This window comes from Pseudaeromonas pectinilytica, from assembly GCF_054780855.1.
In genome coordinates this window covers 16,042-34,495 of the sequence record NZ_BAAGVN010000344.1, presented here as the reverse complement: position 1 = coordinate 34,495, position 18,454 = coordinate 16,042, and the positions used below count along the sequence as shown (strand labels likewise).

At 57.0% G+C, this 18,454-nt stretch carries 16 protein-coding genes; 14 read left to right on the top strand and 2 right to left on the bottom strand.

The genetic code is table 11. The features are described 5' to 3' along the window. Positions 1 to 122 precede the first annotated feature (122 nt). A complete protein-coding gene (locus ACYVG7_RS16635; RefSeq protein WP_460884209.1) occupies positions 123 to 668 on the top strand; it encodes a hypothetical protein in 546 nt (181 codons plus the stop codon). Positions 669 to 780: 112 nt separating this feature from the next. Here ACYVG7_RS16635 and nadB read toward each other — a convergent pair whose 3' ends face one another. Beyond that, a complete protein-coding gene (nadB, locus tag ACYVG7_RS16630; RefSeq protein WP_460884208.1) occupies positions 781 to 2,394 on the bottom strand; it encodes an L-aspartate oxidase in 1,614 nt (537 codons plus the stop codon). Between the two features lie 175 nt (positions 2,395 to 2,569). Here nadB and rpoE point away from each other — a divergent pair, with 175 nt between their 5' ends. The 10 genes from rpoE (at position 2,570) to pdxJ (ending at position 11,005) form a co-directional block, all read left to right on the top strand. Beyond that, on the top strand, positions 2,570 to 3,151 hold the full coding sequence (gene rpoE, locus ACYVG7_RS16625) for an RNA polymerase sigma factor RpoE (protein WP_460884207.1): 582 nt from the start codon (positions 2,570 to 2,572) through the stop codon (positions 3,149 to 3,151). Between the two features lie 20 nt (positions 3,152 to 3,171). Continuing rightward, the gene (locus tag ACYVG7_RS16620) at positions 3,172 to 3,738 is read left to right on the top strand and encodes a sigma-E factor negative regulatory protein (RefSeq protein ID WP_460884206.1); all 567 of its coding nucleotides are present in this window, start codon (positions 3,172 to 3,174) and stop codon (positions 3,736 to 3,738) included. A gap of 18 nt (positions 3,739 to 3,756) precedes the next feature. Next, positions 3,757 to 4,728, top strand: a complete 972-nt coding sequence (locus ACYVG7_RS16615; protein WP_460884205.1) for a MucB/RseB C-terminal domain-containing protein — start codon at positions 3,757 to 3,759, stop codon at positions 4,726 to 4,728. Further along, on the top strand, positions 4,725 to 5,186 hold the full coding sequence (locus ACYVG7_RS16610) for a SoxR reducing system RseC family protein (protein ID WP_460884204.1): 462 nt from the start codon (positions 4,725 to 4,727) through the stop codon (positions 5,184 to 5,186). The genes ACYVG7_RS16615 and ACYVG7_RS16610 overlap by 4 nt, the downstream gene beginning before the upstream one ends. Before the next feature lie 80 nt (positions 5,187 to 5,266). Continuing rightward, positions 5,267 to 7,066, top strand: coding sequence for a translation elongation factor 4 (lepA, locus tag ACYVG7_RS16605; protein WP_460884203.1), 1,800 nt, complete (start codon positions 5,267 to 5,269; stop codon positions 7,064 to 7,066). Then, positions 7,066 to 7,983, top strand: coding sequence for a signal peptidase I (gene lepB / locus ACYVG7_RS16600; protein WP_460884202.1), 918 nt, complete (start codon positions 7,066 to 7,068; stop codon positions 7,981 to 7,983). The genes lepA and lepB overlap by 1 nt, the downstream gene beginning before the upstream one ends. After that, the gene (gene rnc, locus ACYVG7_RS16595) at positions 7,983 to 8,651 is read left to right on the top strand and encodes a ribonuclease III (RefSeq protein ID WP_460884201.1); all 669 of its coding nucleotides are present in this window, start codon (positions 7,983 to 7,985) and stop codon (positions 8,649 to 8,651) included. The genes lepB and rnc overlap by 1 nt, the downstream gene beginning before the upstream one ends. Next, a complete protein-coding gene (era, locus tag ACYVG7_RS16590) occupies positions 8,648 to 9,547 on the top strand; it encodes a GTPase Era (protein ID WP_460884200.1) in 900 nt (299 codons plus the stop codon). The genes rnc and era overlap by 4 nt, the downstream gene beginning before the upstream one ends. Positions 9,548 to 9,557: 10 nt before the next feature. Next, the gene (gene recO / locus ACYVG7_RS16585; RefSeq protein WP_460884211.1) at positions 9,558 to 10,271 is read left to right on the top strand and encodes a DNA repair protein RecO; all 714 of its coding nucleotides are present in this window, start codon (positions 9,558 to 9,560) and stop codon (positions 10,269 to 10,271) included. Next, positions 10,268 to 11,005, top strand: coding sequence for a pyridoxine 5'-phosphate synthase (gene pdxJ, locus ACYVG7_RS16580; protein ID WP_460884199.1), 738 nt, complete (start codon positions 10,268 to 10,270; stop codon positions 11,003 to 11,005). The genes recO and pdxJ overlap by 4 nt, the downstream gene beginning before the upstream one ends. Before the next feature lie 77 nt (positions 11,006 to 11,082). Here the strand turns inward: pdxJ and barA are convergent, their stop codons facing one another. Then, the gene (barA, locus tag ACYVG7_RS16575) at positions 11,083 to 13,887 is read right to left on the bottom strand and encodes a two-component sensor histidine kinase BarA (protein WP_460884198.1); all 2,805 of its coding nucleotides are present in this window, start codon (positions 13,885 to 13,887) and stop codon (positions 11,083 to 11,085) included. Between the two features lie 77 nt (positions 13,888 to 13,964). Here barA and rlmD point away from each other — a divergent pair, with 77 nt between their 5' ends. The 3 genes from rlmD to mazG are packed head-to-tail and all read left to right on the top strand — an operon-like array spanning position 13,965 to position 18,402. Beyond that, on the top strand, positions 13,965 to 15,287 hold the full coding sequence (gene rlmD, locus ACYVG7_RS16570) for a 23S rRNA (uracil(1939)-C(5))-methyltransferase RlmD (RefSeq protein ID WP_460884197.1): 1,323 nt from the start codon (positions 13,965 to 13,967) through the stop codon (positions 15,285 to 15,287). 26 nt (positions 15,288 to 15,313) lie between these two features. Next, complete coding sequence (gene relA / locus ACYVG7_RS16565; RefSeq protein WP_460884196.1) at positions 15,314 to 17,542, top strand: GTP diphosphokinase; 2,229 nt, start codon at positions 15,314 to 15,316, stop codon at positions 17,540 to 17,542. Positions 17,543 to 17,595: 53 nt separating this feature from the next. After that, positions 17,596 to 18,402 carry a nucleoside triphosphate pyrophosphohydrolase gene (gene mazG / locus ACYVG7_RS16560; RefSeq protein WP_460884195.1) on the top strand — a complete coding sequence of 269 codons (807 nt, stop codon included), beginning with the start codon at positions 17,596 to 17,598 and terminating at the stop codon, positions 18,400 to 18,402. The last annotated feature ends 52 nt before the right edge of the window (positions 18,403 to 18,454 follow it).

Genomic DNA, 18,454 nt, shown 5'->3' with positions numbered 1-18,454 from the left:
TTGGTATCCATAGCGGGCACCTCAGTCCAGCGAACTTACTGCAAGTATAGATTGCCCCAACACGTAAAGGGAACAGCGCCCATTTCATACCATGAAGTAATTCATTGCACAGGAGTAGCATTATGAGTCTGGCTTTAATCAGGGAACATGCCGACGTCAAGGAAGAGTTCGACCGACTCAGTAAAATAAGGCATGAGCAATTTATGTCTTCGGTGGCGAATATGATTGCTGAAATCAAAAGTTTCGCCGCCAGTTATATGAAGGCAAATGATTTTCTGGTCACGGATCATCCAGAAGGCAAGACCATTACTGGCACCTATAAGGATGTGAAAATTTCGCTGAAATATCCGGAGGTCGAAGAGCGCTCACCGGATGCCCATAGCGTTTTTGAGGTCAGCCACAATCATAAGTCATTGACGGTCGGTGCTTCGTTGACCACAGCGGGAGAGTCAGTGAGCGGCGGCTTTATCTCATACAGCTCCAAGGAAGATCGGCTGCGCAAGGAGATCGATAGTTTCAAGGCACGGATCGAGCGCTTGAAGTCCTTGGGGCTCCAGGATATCAGCGGTAGTTATTCGTTATGTCTGATTGAAAAAAGAAATGGTATCGTCGCCTATAAGCGTCATACCCAGAGTATCGTCGATGTGATCGACGAGATTATCAAATAGCCACCGAGATCATTCGCTATGCTGTCCAGGTTCGGTATTTAATGCTGTGATCTGAAAACAAGCGAGGGGCTAATGCCCCTCGCTTCATTCATGTTTCATCACGCCATCCGGATCAGAAATTTTCCGGGATTAGAATGGTGGGTGTCGGATTGGGTAACTGATCCGGATAATCCAGGTTGTAATGCAAGCCTCGCGACTCCTTACGGCTAATCGCGGAATGGACAATTAATTCGGCCACCTGCAGCAAATTGCGCAACTCCAGCAAATTATTCGAGACGCGGAAATTGGTGTAGTACTCCTGAACTTCCTGCTTGAGTAAATCAATCCGCCGTTTGGCGCGAGCCAAGCGTTTATCGGTGCGAACTATGCCGACGTAATCCCACATAAATAGCCGTAGCTCATGCCAATTATGCTGGATGACCACCTCTTCGTCAGAATCGATCACCTTGCTCTCGTCCCAGGCCGGTAGCGAGGGCGGCTCACTGCTCATCGGCAGACGGGCGAGAATATCTTCGGCAGCGGCATGCGCGAAGACCACGCACTCCAGCAAGGAGTTGGAGGCCATTCGGTTGGCACCGTGCAGGCCGGTATAAGAGACTTCACCAATGGCATACAGGCCGGGCACATCGGTCTGGCCCTTGTGATCGATCATCACGCCACCACAGGTGTAGTGTGCGGCCGGTACCACAGGAATCGACTGGCTGGTGATGTCGATGCCGATCTTCATGCAGCGTTCATAGATGGTCGGGAAGTGCTTGACGATGAAATCGGCCGGTTTATGGCTGATATCCAGATACATGCAATCGGCCCCCAGACGCTTCATCTCGTAGTCGATGGCGCGGGCGACTATGTCGCGAGGAGCCAGTTCGCCTCTGGGGTCGAAATCGGTCATGAAGCGCGAGCCATCGGGACGGCGCAGATAGGCGCCCTCACCGCGCAGGGCTTCGGTGAGCAGGAAGTTGCGATCCTCCGGATGGAACAGGGTGGTGGGATGGAACTGGTTGAATTCCATGTTGGCCACCCGACACCCGGCGCGCCAAGCCATGGCAATACCGTCGCCGGAGCTGACGTCTGGATTCGAGGTGTATTGATAGACCTTGGAGGCTCCTCCGGTCGCCACCGCCACAAAACGGGCACGGACCACCTCGACCTCTTCGCGATTGCGGTTCCAGATATAGGCACCCAGCACCCGATTACCGGGCAGACCCAGCTTGCGGGTGGTGATGAGATCGACCGCATTGAAGCGCTCCATCAACTGGATATTCGGGTGACTTCGCACCTGATCCACGAGCGTGATCTGTACCGTTTTGCCGGTAGCATCGGCGGTGTGGAAAATGCGGCGATGGCTATGGCCACCTTCCCGAGTCAGGTGATAAGCCGGTAGGCCATCTTCCGTGGTTGACTCCACCTGATCGAAAGGCACACCTTGCTGGATCAGCCATTCGATACAACGCTTGGCATTGCGGGCGGTAAACTCGACCGCATCCCGGTCACATAGACCGGCTCCGGCATTCAGGGTGTCGCTGACGTGGGACTCGATACTGTCCTTTTCATCGAAAACGGCAGCGATGCCTCCTTGGGCATAATAGGTGGCCCCCTCACTCAAGGGTCCCTTGCTCAATACCATCACCCGCACGTGTTCAGCAAGACGCAACGCGAGGGAGAGGCCGGCGGCACCACTGCCAATGATAAGAACATCACAGCTGTATTCAACGTTCTGTTTCATAAGTATCATTGGCTTGGGTGGGAAAGGCTCATGTTAGCCCAATTTGCTGATTCGATGCAGCCTGGATCACGTTTTTTTGCATAAGCGCGAACTTTTATAAAAACAGTGTGTCTGATTATATGCGCTTATTTCGAGCCGACAGTGGCTACGACCTGATGGGGGTTTTCCGGCTCCAATGAGCGACCAGAACAGTATTGATCAGCAGTTGATTGAGCGCATACAGCGCGGCGATAAAAACGCCTTCAACCTGTTGGTGAAAAAGTACCAGCATAAGGTGGTCAGTCTGGTGTCGAGGTATGTGAACAATCCTGGGGATGTCCCAGACGTGGCGCAGGAAGCCTTTATCAAAGCTTACCGAGCCATCCCGGATTTTCGCGGCGAGAGTGCCTTTTACACTTGGTTGTATCGAATTGCCGTTAATACGGCGAAGAATTACATAGTCGCTCAGGGGCGTCGCCCGCCCGATATGGATGTGGATAGTCAGGATGCGGAAACTTATGAAGGGGCTGAGAACCTGCATGAGGTGGCCAATCCAGAAAATCTGATGTTGTCGGCGGAAATTCGGCGGGAAGTCTCCTTGACTCTGGAGAGCTTGCCAGAAGATTTGCGGACAGCCATTACCCTTCGGGAGATCGAAGGTCTGAGTTATGACGAAATCGCTGAGGTGATGGATTGTCCGGTGGGGACTGTCCGTTCACGAATTTTTCGGGCTCGTGAAGCAATCGATAAACGGATCCAGCCCTTGTTGCAGCGCTAATAGGAGCAGTCAGATTGACTATGGCGAATAATGAACGGATTTCAGTGCTGATGGATGGCGAAGCCGCCGAGGCTAGCTGGCTCAAGTCCGTGGCACAAGACAAGGAACAGCAGGAGACTTGGGCTCGTTATCATCTGATGGGTGATGCGATGCGCGATGAGTTACCTGCCACTTTGATGTTCGATCTGGCCGATCGGGTTGCTCTGGCATTGCAGGATGAACCGACTATTCTGGCTCCGCGTCCGGCTTCGTGGCGCGAACGAGTTCAGCCGATGGCGGTATCCTTGCTGCGATATGGTGGCCAGTTTGCCATCGCCGCCTCGGTCGCTGCCGTGTCCATTCTCGGTGTGCAGCAGTACCAGTTGGCGCACAACCCGCAATTGGCGCCGACACCGGTGTTGAATACAGTCCCCTTTGGCGGGGTGGCGACCCCGGTCAGTGTCAATTTCCAAACCAACCGCCAGCCGCTGGAGCATGTGCCGCAACCGGCCATGACCCAGGAGCAGCGCCAGGCGGAGCGGGAGCGTATCGCGGCTTTCTTGCGTGACCATCAGTTGCAGCAACGTCTGCATCAGGCTAATGAATAATCAGGAGAGACCTTCTTCGTGCGGCTGTTGACTCTGGTTTTGCTTCTTGCCGCTCTCTTCACCTGTGCCCGGGCCTCGACAGATACCCCATCTGCCGAGGCCTTGTTGCAACAGATGCAGCGGGCTTATCACCACTACAATTTCGAGCTCTCGCTGATCAAGGTCCGTCAGGGCACCATAGAGCCGCTGCGTTTTTCCCATGCGGTGTCCGAAGAGAGCGAACTCTCCCATCTCATTTATCTCAATGGCCGTCCGAGTGAATATCTCAAGCGCAATAACGAGATCAGCTTCTTCGAGGCAGGATCTGATCCCTACACCCTGAGCGGAGCACGGATGCCCGGGTTCTGGTCTGCGGTGCTGGGTATGAATCTCGAACAGGTGCTGAAAAGCTATGATCCCGTGGTCACCGGGCGCAACCGGATCGCTGGTTTGCCGGTTCAGGTTGTGCGTTTGGCACCCAAAGATCCCAGCAAATATGGTTTTGTGCTCTGGCTGGAGCAGGCCTCCGGCCTGTTGTTGCGTCTGGATCTGATCGACGAGGGCGGCAATCTGGTCGAGCAGTTCATGGGGGTGGATTTGCGGATCATGCCGGAGCCCAGCAGCTGGTTATTGGCACTGGATAAGGTCACCTTGCCCCGCGCCGTCACCACGGAACAAGCCTACCAGGCGCCGCAACAGGAGCTGGGTTGGGCGCCGGGTTGGTTACCCAAGGGGTTCCGGGTGATGTCCACCGATCGCCATCCCCTGGTGGGAACCGGAGAAATGGTCGATTACATGATGGTCAGTGATGGCTTGGTCGATGTCTCTATCTACCTGTCGGCGCCTGAGAGCGGGATGGGCGAACAACTGGTCCGACAGGGTGCGACTAGCTTGCTCCGCCTGTTGAATGATCATAAGGTTGAAGTGACAGTGGTGGGCGAAGTTCCTGCGCAGACGGCGCAACGGATAGCCGAATCACTGCATTCACTCGCCAAGGGGGTCAGACCATGATTGAATCCGTTGCTACCGTGGTGGCCGTTGGCGATACCTGGGCGCAAGTAGAATGTCGCCGCAAGAGCGCCTGTGGTCACTGCCATCAACAGGAAAACTGTGGTGTCGGCACCATCGCCAAGGCGATGCCGGGTCGGCCGCAACTGCTGGAAATTGCCCTCACAGCCCCGGTGCATGTCGGGCAGCAGGTGCGCATTGGCATTCCCGAACGCAGCTTATTGACCAGTGCCTTGCTGGTTTACATGGTGCCGGTACTGTTTTTGCTGCTCGGCGCACTGGCAGGCAAGCTGGTTTCGGTGCAGTGGCCGGTAGGAGAGGAACCCTCCGAGATCATCGGTGCTCTGCTGGGCGGCGGTCTTGGCTTCTTGCTGGCTCGACTCGGCGCCAAGCGCCTGGGCGGTGGTTTTTACCGTCCGGTGATGCTGGGGCTGAACATTCCGGCGCAGCAAACCGACTAAGCGATAGCCGTTACCCCACTAATCCAGTAAAATCCCGCCTCTATGCGTCAGGTGACGCTTACCTATTGACTGAATAAGCCATGAAACAGATTCGAAACTTCTCCATTATTGCGCACATCGACCACGGTAAGTCGACTCTCTCCGACCGCCTGATCCAGATCTGCGGTGGTCTTTCTACCCGCGAGATGCAAGAGCAGGTGCTTGATTCCATGGATCTCGAGCGCGAACGCGGCATCACCATCAAAGCACAGAGTGTGACCCTGAACTACCAGGCCAAAGATGGTCAAACCTACCAACTGAACTTCATTGATACCCCGGGCCATGTCGACTTCTCCTATGAGGTCTCCCGCTCGCTGGCCGCTTGTGAAGGGGCGCTGTTGGTGGTGGACGCCGGTCAGGGGGTTGAGGCACAGACTCTGGCCAACTGCTATACAGCTCTGGAAATGGAGCTGGAAGTGGTGCCTGTGCTCAACAAGATTGACTTGCCACAAGCCGAACCGGAGCGGGTCGCCGAGGAGATCGAAGACATCGTCGGTATCGATGCCATGGACGCGGTGCGTTGCTCCGCCAAGACAGGTCTGGGTGTTGATGACGTGCTGGAAACCATAGTCCAGAAGATCCCGGCTCCTGAGGGTGATCCGGCCGCTCCGCTGCAGGCGCTGATCATCGACTCCTGGTTCGATGATTATCTGGGGGTGGTTTCCCTGGTGCGGATTAAAAACGGCAGCCTGAAGAAGGGTGACAAGATCAAGGTGATGAGCACCGGTCAGGTGTGGGGTGTCGATCGCCTCGGCATCTCGACCCCGAAGCGCAAGGATACCGACGGACTGGGTTGTGGCGAAGTGGGTTGGGTGGTGTGTGGCATCAAGGACATTCACGGTGCGCCGGTCGGCGATACCCTGACCCATGCCAAGAACGGTGCCGATAAGGCGCTGCCTGGCTTCAAGAAGGTCAAACCCCAGGTCTATGCCGGTCTGTTCCCTATCTCTTCGGAAGATTATGAAGCGTTCCGTGATGCGCTGGACAAGCTCTCCCTGAATGATGCTTCCTTGTTCTTCGAACCGGAAAGCTCGACCGCACTGGGCTTCGGTTTCCGTTGTGGCTTCCTCGGCATGCTGCACATGGAGATCATCCAGGAGCGTCTGGAGCGGGAATACGATCTGGATCTGATCACCACGGCCCCGACCGTGGTGTACGAGATTGAACAGACCGATGGCACCACCATCCACATCGACAGCCCGTCCGCGCTGCCTGCGATCACCAGCATCGTCGAAGTGCGCGAACCGATTGCCGAATGTCATATTCTGGTACCGTCTGAATACCTCGGCAACGTGATTACCCTGTGTATCGAGAAGCGCGGTGTGCAGACCAACATGGTCTACCACGGCAATCAGGTGGCATTGACCTATGAAATCCCGATGGCTGAAGTGGTACTCGACTTCTTCGACCGTCTGAAGTCCACCAGTCGCGGTTATGCGTCGCTGGATTACGGCTTCAAGCGTTTCGAAACGGCCGACATGGTGCGGTTGGATATTCTGATCAATGGTGAGCGCGTCGACGCACTGGCCATCATCACCCACAAGGACAATGCCCAGTTCCGCGGCCGTCAATTGGTGGAGAAGATGCGCGAGCTGATCCCGCGGCAGATGTTTGACATCGCCATCCAGGCTGCAATTGGCAACCATGTCATTGCCCGCAGCACTGTCAAGGCGATGCGTAAGGACGTACTGGCCAAGTGTTATGGTGGTGACGTCAGTCGGAAGAAGAAACTGCTGAACAAACAAAAAGAAGGTAAAAAACGGATGAAGTCCGTGGGGCGTGTGGATGTGCCACAAGAGGCCTTCCTTGCGATTCTGCATGTTGGTAAGGATAGTAATTGATGGCCAATACCTTTTCCCTGTTACTGATCGGCGCCACTCTGCTGACCGGTCTGGTGTGGTTGCTGGACCGCTTCGTGCTGCTGCCGTGGCGGCAACGGCGTGTGTTGAAGGCGGAGTCGGCCACCGGCAAGGCGCTGGATGCGGGCACCATAGAGACGCTGATGCGTGAGCCGGGTTGGGTCGAACAGTGCAAAGGCGTGTTTCCGGTCATCGCCGCCGTGCTGGTATTGCGCTCCTTCTTGTTTGAACCGTTTCAGATCCCGTCCGGCTCCATGATGCCGACCCTGCTGGTCGGGGATTTTATCCTGGTGCAAAAGTTTGCCTATGGGGTCAAGGAGCCGCTGAACAACAGCACCTTGCTGGAGACTGGCCACCCGAAGCGCGGTGATGTGGTGGTGTTCAAATATCCCGAAGAGCCGACGGTGGATTACATCAAGCGCGTGGTGGGCTTACCCGGGGATCGCATCATCTATCGCAACAAACAGCTGTTTATCCAGCCAGCCTGTGCGGGTAGCCAGGATTGCCCGGCGATTGCCAAAGTCGAGCAGACCTTTCTCAGCAGCGGTGACTTTATCCAGGGTGGTGTCCCGCTGGAGCGTTATCAGGAACAGTTGGGCAATGTCAGTCACCGGATCCTGAAAAATCCGCAGCAACCCGATTATGTCCCCATGTATTTCCATCAGCCGGGTAACGAGGCGGATGAGTGGGTGGTGCCGGAAGGCCACTACTTCGCCATGGGTGACAACCGGGATAACAGTAAGGACAGTCGCTTCTGGGGTTTTGTACCGGAGCGCAATCTGGTTGGTAAAGCGGTGTTCATCTGGATCAGTTTCGAGTTCGAGCGTGATCCGGGTTCACCCATCCCGGGCTGGATCCCGCGCGGCGTGCGATTCAACCGTATAGGTGGCATCCAGTGATGGACAAGCTGAAACGACTGGAACGAAAACTCGGTCATACCTTCGTCGACGAAGATCTGCTCAAGCGGGCCATCACCCACCGCAGTGCGGGTTCCCGGCACAATGAACGTCTGGAGTTTCTCGGGGACTCCATCCTGAGTCTGGTGATTGCCGAAGTGCTGTTTCACCGCTTTCCAGATGTCAGCGAAGGCGATATGAGCCGCATGCGCGCCACCCTGGTGCGCGAGAAGACGCTCGCCGAGCTGGCGCGGGAGTTTGATCTGGGCGAATACCTGATCCTAGGCCCGGGCGAGCTCAAGAGCGGTGGTTTTCGTCGTGAGTCGATCCTCGCGGATACCGTCGAGGCACTGATCGGTGCCATCTATCTGGACGTGGGGATGGAGCCGGTACGGCAGTTACTGCTGACTTGGTACGCCCCCCGACTGGACGAGATCCGGCCTGGTGCCGATCAAAAAGATCCGAAAACACGTCTGCAGGAGCTCTTGCAGGGTAAACGCAAGCCGTTACCCAGCTACGTGGTCATCAAGGTCAAGGGAGAGGCCCACAATCAGGAGTTCACGGTACAGTGCGAGATCGAGGGCGTTGACGCCACCGTAATCGGCGTGGGCTCCAGCCGTCGCAAAGCCGAACAGGCTGCGGCCGAAAAAGCCCTGGAGCAATTTAAATGACAGAGCAGACCCATTGCGGTTTTATCGCCATCGTTGGCCGTCCTAACGTTGGTAAATCCACCCTGTTGAACCAGATCCTGGGGCAAAAGGTCAGTATCACCTCGAAGAAGCCGCAGACGACCCGGCACCGCATTCTGGGCATCGACACCGATGGCGCCTATCAGACCATCTATGTGGATACGCCCGGACTGCATCAGGAAGAAAAACGCGCCATCAACCGCCTGATGAACCGGGCGGCGACCAGCTCTATCGGTGATGTCGAAATGGTGTTGTTTGTGGTCGAAGGCACCCGCTGGACCTCCGATGACGAGCATGTGCTGAGTAAGCTACAGCACCTGCGTTGTCCAGTGGTGCTGGTCATCAACAAGATCGACCTGTTGAATGACAAGGAAGAGTTGCTGCCCCACATCCAGATGCTGGCGCAGAAGATGAACTTTGCCGATGTATTGCCTCTGTCTGCGGAGAAGGGCACCAATGTCGACAAGATCCGTACCATGGCCCGTGCTTTGCTACCGGTAGGGGAGCACCATTTCCCGGATGATTACATCACGGATCGTAGCTCCCGTTTCATGGCCTCGGAAATCATCCGCGAAAAGCTGATGCGCTTCCTAGGCGAAGAGCTGCCCTATTCGGTGACGGTGGAAATTGAACGTTTCAAGGTCGAGGCCGATGGCTTGTTCCATATCAATGGTCTGATCCTGGTCGAGCGAGATGGCCAGAAGAAGATGGTGATTGGCAATAAGGGTGAGAAGCTCAAGACCATTGGCACTGAGGCGCGAATGGATATGGAGCGTCTGTTCGAGACTCGAGTGTTCCTCGAGTTGTGGGTCAAGGTCAAATCCGGTTGGGCCGATGACGAGCGCGCCCTGCGCAGTCTCGGTTACGGCGACGACTAAGGCCTTCCCCATGGAGCGGCAGCTGGCGTTTGTGCTGCACACCCGTCCCTATCGGGAGACTAGCCAGCTGGTGGAGTTGTTCTGCGCCGGTGTGGGCCGCCAGACGCTGGTGGCTCGCGGCTCCCGCAGCGCCCGCTCGCCGCTCAAAGCCCTGCTGCAACCCTTTACCCCCCTGTCGGTGAGCTGGCGGGGGAAAGGCGAGCTCAAGAGCCTGGAACAACTGGAGGTGGAGGGACCTCCTCTCCAGTTGCGCGAGGTCTCGCTCTATAGCGCCCTCTATCTCAATGAGCTGCTCTACTACCTGCTAGAGCGGCAGACGGCCTACCACGAACTCTTCGATTACTACCGTCAGGCACTCCAACTGTTGACCCAGGGCGGCTCTCCCGAGCCGGTGCTGCGGCAGTTCGAGCTGCTGCTGCTCGAAGCGCTTGGCTATGGGCTCGATTTTTCCACCGATGCCCTGAGCGGCTTGCCCATTGAGCCGCAGCTGCACTATCTGTATCGTGCGGAGTACGGTTTTGTGCAGGCCCCAGGGAACGGGTCAGGCATGGATCGTTACGAGGGGCGACATCTGGTGGCGATGGGCAGCGGCTGTCTCGAAACAGCCGATGAGTTACTGGCCGCCAAGCGGTTTTGCCGTCAGGCCCTCAAGCCCTACCTGGGCAACCGGCCCCTGAAGAGCCGGGAACTATTCCAACATCTTTCAGCGAGGAAAATGCAGTGAGCGAGATTTTTCTGGGTGTGAACATCGACCATGTGGCCACTCTGCGCAATGCCCGGGGCACTAGCTATCCGGATCCGGTATTGGCGGCTGCCTTGGCCGAGCAGGCGGGTGCCGATGGTATTACCGTTCATCTGCGCGAGGATCGCCGTCATATCACGGACCGTGATGTGGAGATCCTGCGGCAGACGCTGCAAACCAGGATGAATCTGGAAATGGCGGTTACCGATGAGATGCTGGATATCGCCTGTCGTGTGAAGCCTCACTTCGTCTGTCTGGTTCCGGAAAAACGGACCGAAGTCACCACCGAAGGCGGACTGGATGTCGCTGGGCAGCCGGAGAAGGTCGCGGCCGCTATCGCCCGTCTGGCGGCGGTTGGTACCCAGGTCTCGCTGTTTATCGATGCCGACCGGCGTCAGATTGATGCGGCCGTGGCGGCCGGGGCTCCCTACATCGAGATCCACACCGGCCGTTACGCCGATGCGACGACCACTGCCGAACAACTCGAAGAGCTGGCACGCATCCAGGATGCCGCCCGTTATGCCTATGGCCTGGGGCTGCGCGTCAATGCCGGTCATGGTCTGCATTACCACAACGTCAAGCCCATCGCTGCCATCCCCGAGATGGAAGAGTTGAATATCGGCCACGCCATCATTGGCCGGGCTGTGTTTGAAGGCTTGCCTGCCGCCGTCGCCGAGATGAAGCGCTTGATGATCGAGGCGCGCCAGAGCCGCTGAGTTTTTCGCGAAGCAGACAGAAGGCAGCCATGGGCTGCCTTCTGTCATTTTGGGCGATTGCGGTGGGTTTCCCCTCGTTATTCGTCTTGAGGGTGGAGGTGTGTCTGCAGCTGCAGCAGCAGATCCTGCAACTCCAGCAGTTCCGGCTCCAGCGTCTCGGCGGTTTCGCCGTGACGCAGGGCGCTTTCCAGCTGATGACACAGCGCCTGCAAGGCTGGCATACCGCAATAAGCTGCTCCGCCAGCCAGTTTGTGGATCCCGGCTTGCAGCTCGGTGGCCGGCAGATCGTTGGCCTGTGCCAGCAGGGATTGCGTCTCCGGCAGCGAGGCCAGCAGCAACTCGAGCATCTCCCGGGCCAGCTCGGGTTTTCCGGCTGCCTGGCGCAGGGCCAGCTCGGCATCATAGAGCTGACCCTGACCGCTTTCGGTCGAAGCCGCGGCAACCGAGAGCGTGGCTGGGTGGGGGGATGATGGCGCGATTGCTTGGCTCTCCAGCACGAGGCCCGGTTGCACCAAGGATGGTGTTTGGGTAAATAGCTGTAGCAAGTGCTCCAACTGGTTCTCATCAATCGGTTTGGCCAGGTACTCATCCATCCCTTGTGCCATCAGGCGTTCCCGCTCACCCGGAATGGCATGGGCGGTTACGGCGATGATCGGGGTCTGCTGGTTGCACCCTTCCTGACGAATGGCTTGGGCCGCGCTGATGCCATCCAGGATTGGCATCTGTATATCCATAAAGATCAGATCAAACTCCAGCCGCTGGGCGAGCTCGACGGCCTGACGACCGTTCTGGCAGGAGTGCACCTCGCTCACCAGATCGCCCAGCATGGCGGTGATGAGTTTGAGATTGGCCGGGTTGTCATCCACCGCCAGCACATTCAATGCCAGCTTGGGTTTAGCGACCGGCAGTGCCGGGTGGCTGGGAGTAAAGCTCTGGGGTGCCAGCAAGGCGGCCAATAATTTGCTATGGGGCACGGGTTTGCTCAGGCAGTAACTGGCACCCATGCCGAGCAGAGCCTCCTGCAGCTTGGGATCGTGGGAGTTGAGCAGGAAGACCAGGCGGTCAAAGTGGCAGGGTAACTGTTCCAGTTGCCGTTGAATCGCCTGCAGGTCCGGCATCGAGGAGAGGCCCATCAGCAGGGTGATGAAGTGGCGTTGCTGCAGGGTATCTACGGCGGCCAGGTTGGCGACGCTGGAGACGCGCATCTTCCACTCGAGCAACTGCGCCTCGCAGGCGGCCCGCGCCCAAGGGTCAGCTTCGATCAGCAAGACGGGTTCGTCTTGCAGCGATTTGTGCAGCTGGCTCTCCTCTTGCGTCAGACCCGCCAGACGCATGCCCAAGGTAATGGTAAACAGCGAGCCTTGCTCCAGAGTGGAGTCGACTTCGATGGTCCCTCCCATTTGCTGCACCAGTTTTTGGGTAATCACCAGTCCTAAGCCCGTGCCACCATAGCGACGGGAGATCGAGGTATCGGCCTGATTGAACGGTTGGAACAACTGGCGTTGCTGCTGCTGGCTCATGCCAATACCGGTGTCGCGGATCTGGATCCGCAGGGGTACCTGATTGTGCTCGACCATCTTTTGCAGGCTGATGGTGACGTCTATGTTGCCCTGTTCGGTGAACTTGATGGCGTTGCCGGTGAGGTTGGTCAGTACCTGTTGCAGACGTAATGGATCGCCGGAGAGCAGATCCGGCACCTCGCTGTGCACCCGCAGTGACAGCTCGAGCCCCTTGTCATGGGCGCTGGGGGCGAGCAGGGTCATGGTCTCATTCACCACATCCCGCAGACTGAAGGGGATCTGCTCCAGTGACAGCTTGCCCGCCTCCAGCTTGGAGAAGTCGAGGATGTCATTGATGATGTTGAGCAGGTTCTTGGCCGATTTTTCAATGGTGCCCAGATAGTCGCTCTGGTTGCTGGAGAGCGGGGTTTTGAACAGCTGTTTGGCGAAGCCGATCACGCCATTGAGCGGCGTCCGCAACTCGTGGGACATGTTGGCCAGGAACTCCGACTTGACCCGCGCGGCCTCCTGGGCTCGTTTCTTGGCCATATCCAGCTCGACGTTCTGGATCTCGATCTGCTCCAGAGTTTCCCGCAGATCCGAAGTCGCCTGATCGATGTTCATCTGCATTTCGTTGTGATATTCGGCGATCGCTTTGGCCATGGCGTTGATGCCGTTTTTCAGCATATCCAGCTCGCCCTGCATATGGCCTCGTACCCGGGTATCCAGTCGGCCTTCCCGGATCTGGTAGACGGCCCGCACCATGCGATTGATTGGATCGATCACCACATTCACCAGATTCAGCCCGAAATAGAGGCTGAGCACCAAGCTGGCCAGCACGATCAGGATCGCCAATGCCCCATCCCGATACTGGATGATGGTGGCGCGATCCGTGTCCATCTGGATGGAGATGTAGCCCACCACGGCCTGGGGTTTGCTCTCCAGCAAATCGGTCTCGGTGAGCGTCACCTCTTCGAGGATCGGCGTGCGCAAGATGATGAAATCATCCACATATTCCACCGAGGTCAGCTCGGGGATGGTCGCGTCCTTGGGGAGTCGCAACATGTTCAGTTCACGGTGAAAATTCGAGGTGACAAACAGCTGGTTGTCTTTGGTGAAGACGGCAATGGATTTGATAAAGGAGGAGTTTTTGCGATGGGTCAGGCCAAGCAGTCGTTTGAGTAGCTCGCGGCTATTCTGCTTCATGCCATATTCGCTGGCGATGGCCAACGGCTCTATGACGCTAATGCCTTGCTCGATGATGTACTCTTCGAGCTGCTGGTGCCGGTGAAACGTAAAGTAACCGGCAAGCAGGCTACCTATGATCAGGGTCGGCAGTATGGTGAATGCCAGCACCCGCGCGCGGAGGCCATATTTGGTCATAGTCGGGTTCTTGTGGGACAATGTCGGACCTAAAGCGCGAGCAATCATGACATAGCCATTCCGAGGCACCAAGCATTATGGCCCAGTTTTTCAAGCCCCAGCCCAAACCCAAACAAACCTCGACCCTGGAACTGGCGATCGACCGCCTGGATCTGCACGGTGTCGGCATCGGCCGTCATCAGGGAAAGACCATTTTCGTCGAGGGGGCCATGCCGGGCGAACTCATCAAGGCGCGTCTGACCGATGACAAGAAGCAGCACGGCTTTGCCCAGCTCCAGAAAATTCTGACCCCATCGCCGCAGCGGCAAACTCCGTTTTGCCCGCACTATGAGCAGTGTGGCGGCTGCAGTACCCAACACCTGCCGCTGGCGTTGCAGCATGAGACCAAGGTCTCCGGCGTGCAGAGCCTGTTCAGTCGTCTGGCCGGTTATGAGCTGGGCGCGCCGGAATTTATCATCACGGGTGACGATCAGCGCTATCGCCGGGTCTGCCGGTTGGCGATCAAATATGACAAGAAAGCTCGCCGTGCCCAGGTCGGGTTTCGTCGCCGTCTGAGTCACGACTTGGTAGAAGTCAGCGCCTGCCCTGTGTTAGTTTCATCGCTCTCGGCACTGATAGAGCCGCTGCGAGCATTATGTAACCAGTTGAAATCATTCCGGGATTTAGGCCATATCGAACTCTGTGAGGCCGATAACGGCCCGCTGATGCTACTGCGGCATAATGGCCAGCCGGGGGAAGGGGATCTGGCGTTGCTCCGGGAGTTTGCGGCGGAGCATCAGTTAGCTTGTTACCTGCAATGCGCCGATCAACCGCTGCCGCTGACCAGCCGGGAGGCGCCTTTTTACCGGTTAGGCGAGTTGAGTATCGGGTTCTTGCCTGGTGACTTCTTGCAGGTCAATCGCACCATCAACGAGCAGATGGTGGCTAAGGTGCTGGCTTGGCTGGCGCCAGAGGCCGGTGACAAGGTACTGGATCTGTTCTGTGGTCTGGGGAATTTCACCTTGCCACTGGCTGGACGAGCGAAAGAGGTGGTCGGGGTCGAAGGGGTGATGGAGATGGTGTTGCGCGCCCGACAGAACGCCGAGCGCAATGGCCTGGGCAATGTCCGCTTCTTCCAGAGCAATCTGGATGAACCATTTGTCCATGCGCCCTGGGCCAAGGAACCCTTCAGTCTGGTGGTGCTGGATCCGGCGCGTCCGGGCGCGGCAGGCTCCATGCCTCATCTGCTGAAACTGGCGCCCAAGCGTCTTGTGTATGTTTCTTGCAATCCGGTGACTGCGGCACGGGATTGTCAGCGGTTGCATGCCGAAGGATACCGTCTGACCCGGTGGGGATTGTTCGATATGTTCCCGCACACTGGTCATGTCGAGACCATACTGTTGTTCGAACAGCACGCATAGAGCACGAAAAATAAGGATCAACGCCCATGGTTGCGGTACGGGATACACATCTGAAGACTGGTTTCAATTTGCAGGAGTGGACAGATACGTTGCCACTGGCGGCAGAGGAACGAGATACGCTGCATTCAGTGTTCGCTTATTGTCAGACCCGGTTGGGCGAGACCGATAGCGAAGCCATGCGGTTGGCCAGTCGTAGTGCCGAGATGGTCGGTATCCTGCTGACCCTGCACATGGATATGGAGACCCTGCGGGCGGCGATCCTCTACCCCCATGTTGAAGCCAAACACCTGACCCTGGAACAGGCCGAGGACGACTTTGGTCCAACGATTGCCCAGTTGCTCAAAGGGGTCATCGACATGGAAGCGATCCGCTTCCTGCAGAGTCTGAATTCCGGTGATGTCTCCGATACCCAGATCGACAACGTGCGTCGCATGCTGCTGGCCATGGTGGAAGATGTTCGCGCTGTGGTGATCAAGCTGGCAGAGCGCATCGCCTGCCTGCGGGAAGTCAAAAACGCCGATGAAGAGACCCGGGTGTTGGTGGCTAAGGAGATCACCAATATCTACGCCCCACTGGCCAACCGCTTGGGCATTGGTCAGCTGAAATGGGAGCTGGAGGATCTCTCCTTCCGTTATCTGCATCCGGAGACTTACAAGCAGATTGCCAAGTTGCTGGACGAGAAGCGGCTGGATCGCGAGCGCTATATCCATCGCTTCGTCGAGGAGCTCAAACAGGCGCTGCAACTGGCCGGGGTGCAGGCCGATGTCTATGGTCGGCCGAAACATATCTACAGCATCTGGCGCAAGATGCAGAAGAAGCAGCTGAGCTTCTCCGATCTCTATGATGTGCGCGCTGTGCGAGTGATCGCCCATCGCTTGCAGGATTGCTATGCCGCGCTCGGTATCGTGCATACCCAGTGGCACCATATTCCGCGTGAGTTTGACGACTATGTCGCCAACCCGAAACCCAACGGCTATCAATCCATCCATACCGTGGTGCTTGGTCCCGAAGGCAAGACGGTCGAGATCCAGATCCGCACCGAACAGATGCATCAGGATGCTGAGCTCGGCATAGCCGCGCACTGGAAATACAAGGAAGGCGGGGTTCAGGGCAAGGATTCTGGTTACGAAGAGCGTATCGCCTGGCTGCGCAAGCTGCTGGCCTGGCAAGAGGACATGGTCGAATCCGGATCCTTGGTGGACGAGTTGCGCACCCAGGTGTTCGAGGATCGGGTCTACGTCTTCACCCCCAAGGGCGATGTGGTGGACTTGCCGGTCGGTGCCACGCCGCTGGATTTTGCCTATCAGGTACACAGCATGGTCGGTCACCGCTGTATCGGTGCCAAGGTGGATGGTCGTATCGTGCCGTTCACCTATGCGTTGCAGACCGGGGATCAGATCGAGATCATCACTCAGAAAGAGCCCAATCCCAGTCGGGACTGGATGAATCCGAATACTGGCTTCCTGCGCACCAGCCGTGCCCGCGCCAAGGTCACCTCCTGGTTCCGCAAGGTGGATCGGGACAAGAACATACTGGCTGGCAAAGAGTCGCTGGAAAAAGAGATGGAGCGACATGGTTTCCATCTGAGCAAGGAAGCCCAGGCGCAGATGCTGCGTGAGGTATACGCGCGCTATAACGTCCACGATCACGAGGACCTGCTGGCCGGCCTCGGCGCGGGGGATATCCGCATCAATCAGCTGATGAACTTCTTCGAGACCAAGCTCAACAAGCCGAGTGTGGAGGAGGAAGAGAAGAAGCTGCTGGCTCAACTGGAACAGAAGAGTCAGAACCGGGTCCAGAGCCAGCCCAAGGGTCATATCGTGGTGCAAGGGGTCGGTAACTTGATGACTCATATTGCGCGCTGCTGCCAGCCAATCCCCGGCGATGGCATCATCGGCTTCATCACCCAGGGCCGGGGTATCTCGGTGCACCGTGAGGATTGCGAGCAGCTCAAGGAACTGATGCGGCGTAATCCGGAGCGGATGATCGAAGCGGTCTGGGGCGAGAGTTACTCCGGCGGTTATACCCTGACGGTTCGCATCACGGCCAATGATAGATCCGGTCTGCTGCGGGATATCACCACCATCATCGCCAACGAAAAGATCAACGTGTTGGGCATGCGTTCGCGCTCTAACGTCAAGATGCAGACCGCTGATATCGATATTGATATGGAGATCTACAACATAGAGGCACTCAATCGTATGTTGTCAAAAATCAATCAGATGAACGATGTAGTCAGCGCCAAACGGCTGTAAATCATCTGCCAGATTAACGGGGCTTCGGCCCCTTTTCTTCAATGGACCTCACCATGACCCAATCCCGTTACCAGCTCGATGATCTGCTGACTATCATGTCCCGATTGCGGGATCCGGAACAGGGCTGTCCCTGGGACAAAAAGCAGACCTTTGCCAGCATAGTGCCCTACACCCTGGAGGAGGCCTATGAAGTTGCCGACAGCATAGAGCGGCAGGATCTGGAGGCCCTCAAGGGCGAGTTGGGCGATCTGCTGTTTCAGGTGGTCTTCTACTGTCAGTTGGCCAGTGAGCAGGGGCTGTTCGACTTTGATGCGGTGGTGGACACCGTCAGCGAGAAGCTGATCCGCCGTCATCCTCATGTCTTTGCCGCGGCCGAGTTTGCCGATACCGCAGCAGTCAACGCCAATTGGGAGGCGGAAAAAGCCAAGGAGCGGCAGCAAAAGGATGCCAGCGCGCTGAGTGCGCTGGATGATATCCCGCTGGCATTCCCGGCTCTCACCCGGGCGAACAAGATCCAGAAGCGCTGTGCTGCGGTCGGATTTGACTGGGATACGCTGGGTCCCGTGGTGGCGAAGGTGCATGAAGAGATTGACGAGGTGATGCACGAAGTACTGCAGGTCGAGCGGGATGAAGCCAAGGTTGCCGATGAGCTGGGGGATCTGCTGTTTGCCACCGTCAATCTGGTACGGCATTTGAAAAAAGATCCCGAGCAGGTGCTGCGTCAGGCGAATGCCAAATTCGAACGCCGCTTTCGCGGTGTGGAGGCAATTATCCAGGCAAAAGGTCAAACTTTGCGCGATGTCACACTCGATGAGATGGAAGAAGCGTGGCAAAGGGTCAAACAATCGGAACAAAGTTGATGTAACGCAAATCCTTGCACACGGATGATTGCTAAATTTTTGTCCGTTGTTA

Bases quoted from the DNA above. Each gene is read 5' to 3' on its own strand.
- recO (WP_460884211.1), top strand. From the start codon at position 9,558: ATGGAGCGGCAGCTGGCGTTTGTGCTGCACACCCGTCCCTATCGGGAG.
- lepA (WP_460884203.1), top strand. From the start codon at position 5,267: ATGAAACAGATTCGAAACTTCTCCATTATTGCGCACATCGACCACGGT.
- ACYVG7_RS16635 (WP_460884209.1), top strand. From the start codon at position 123: ATGAGTCTGGCTTTAATCAGGGAACATGCCGACGTCAAGGAAGAGTTC.
- era (WP_460884200.1), top strand. From the start codon at position 8,648: ATGACAGAGCAGACCCATTGCGGTTTTATCGCCATCGTTGGCCGTCCT.
- rnc (WP_460884201.1), top strand. From the start codon at position 7,983: ATGGACAAGCTGAAACGACTGGAACGAAAACTCGGTCATACCTTCGTC.
- ACYVG7_RS16610 (WP_460884204.1), top strand. From the start codon at position 4,725: ATGATTGAATCCGTTGCTACCGTGGTGGCCGTTGGCGATACCTGGGCG.
- mazG (WP_460884195.1), top strand. From the start codon at position 17,596: ATGACCCAATCCCGTTACCAGCTCGATGATCTGCTGACTATCATGTCC.
- barA (WP_460884198.1), bottom strand. From the start codon at position 13,887: ATGACCAAATATGGCCTCCGCGCGCGGGTGCTGGCATTCACCATACTG.
- lepB (WP_460884202.1), top strand. From the start codon at position 7,066: ATGGCCAATACCTTTTCCCTGTTACTGATCGGCGCCACTCTGCTGACC.
- rlmD (WP_460884197.1), top strand. From the start codon at position 13,965: ATGGCCCAGTTTTTCAAGCCCCAGCCCAAACCCAAACAAACCTCGACC.
- rpoE (WP_460884207.1), top strand. From the start codon at position 2,570: ATGAGCGACCAGAACAGTATTGATCAGCAGTTGATTGAGCGCATACAG.
- relA (WP_460884196.1), top strand. From the start codon at position 15,314: ATGGTTGCGGTACGGGATACACATCTGAAGACTGGTTTCAATTTGCAG.
- ACYVG7_RS16620 (WP_460884206.1), top strand. From the start codon at position 3,172: ATGGCGAATAATGAACGGATTTCAGTGCTGATGGATGGCGAAGCCGCC.
- nadB (WP_460884208.1), bottom strand. From the start codon at position 2,394: ATGAAACAGAACGTTGAATACAGCTGTGATGTTCTTATCATTGGCAGT.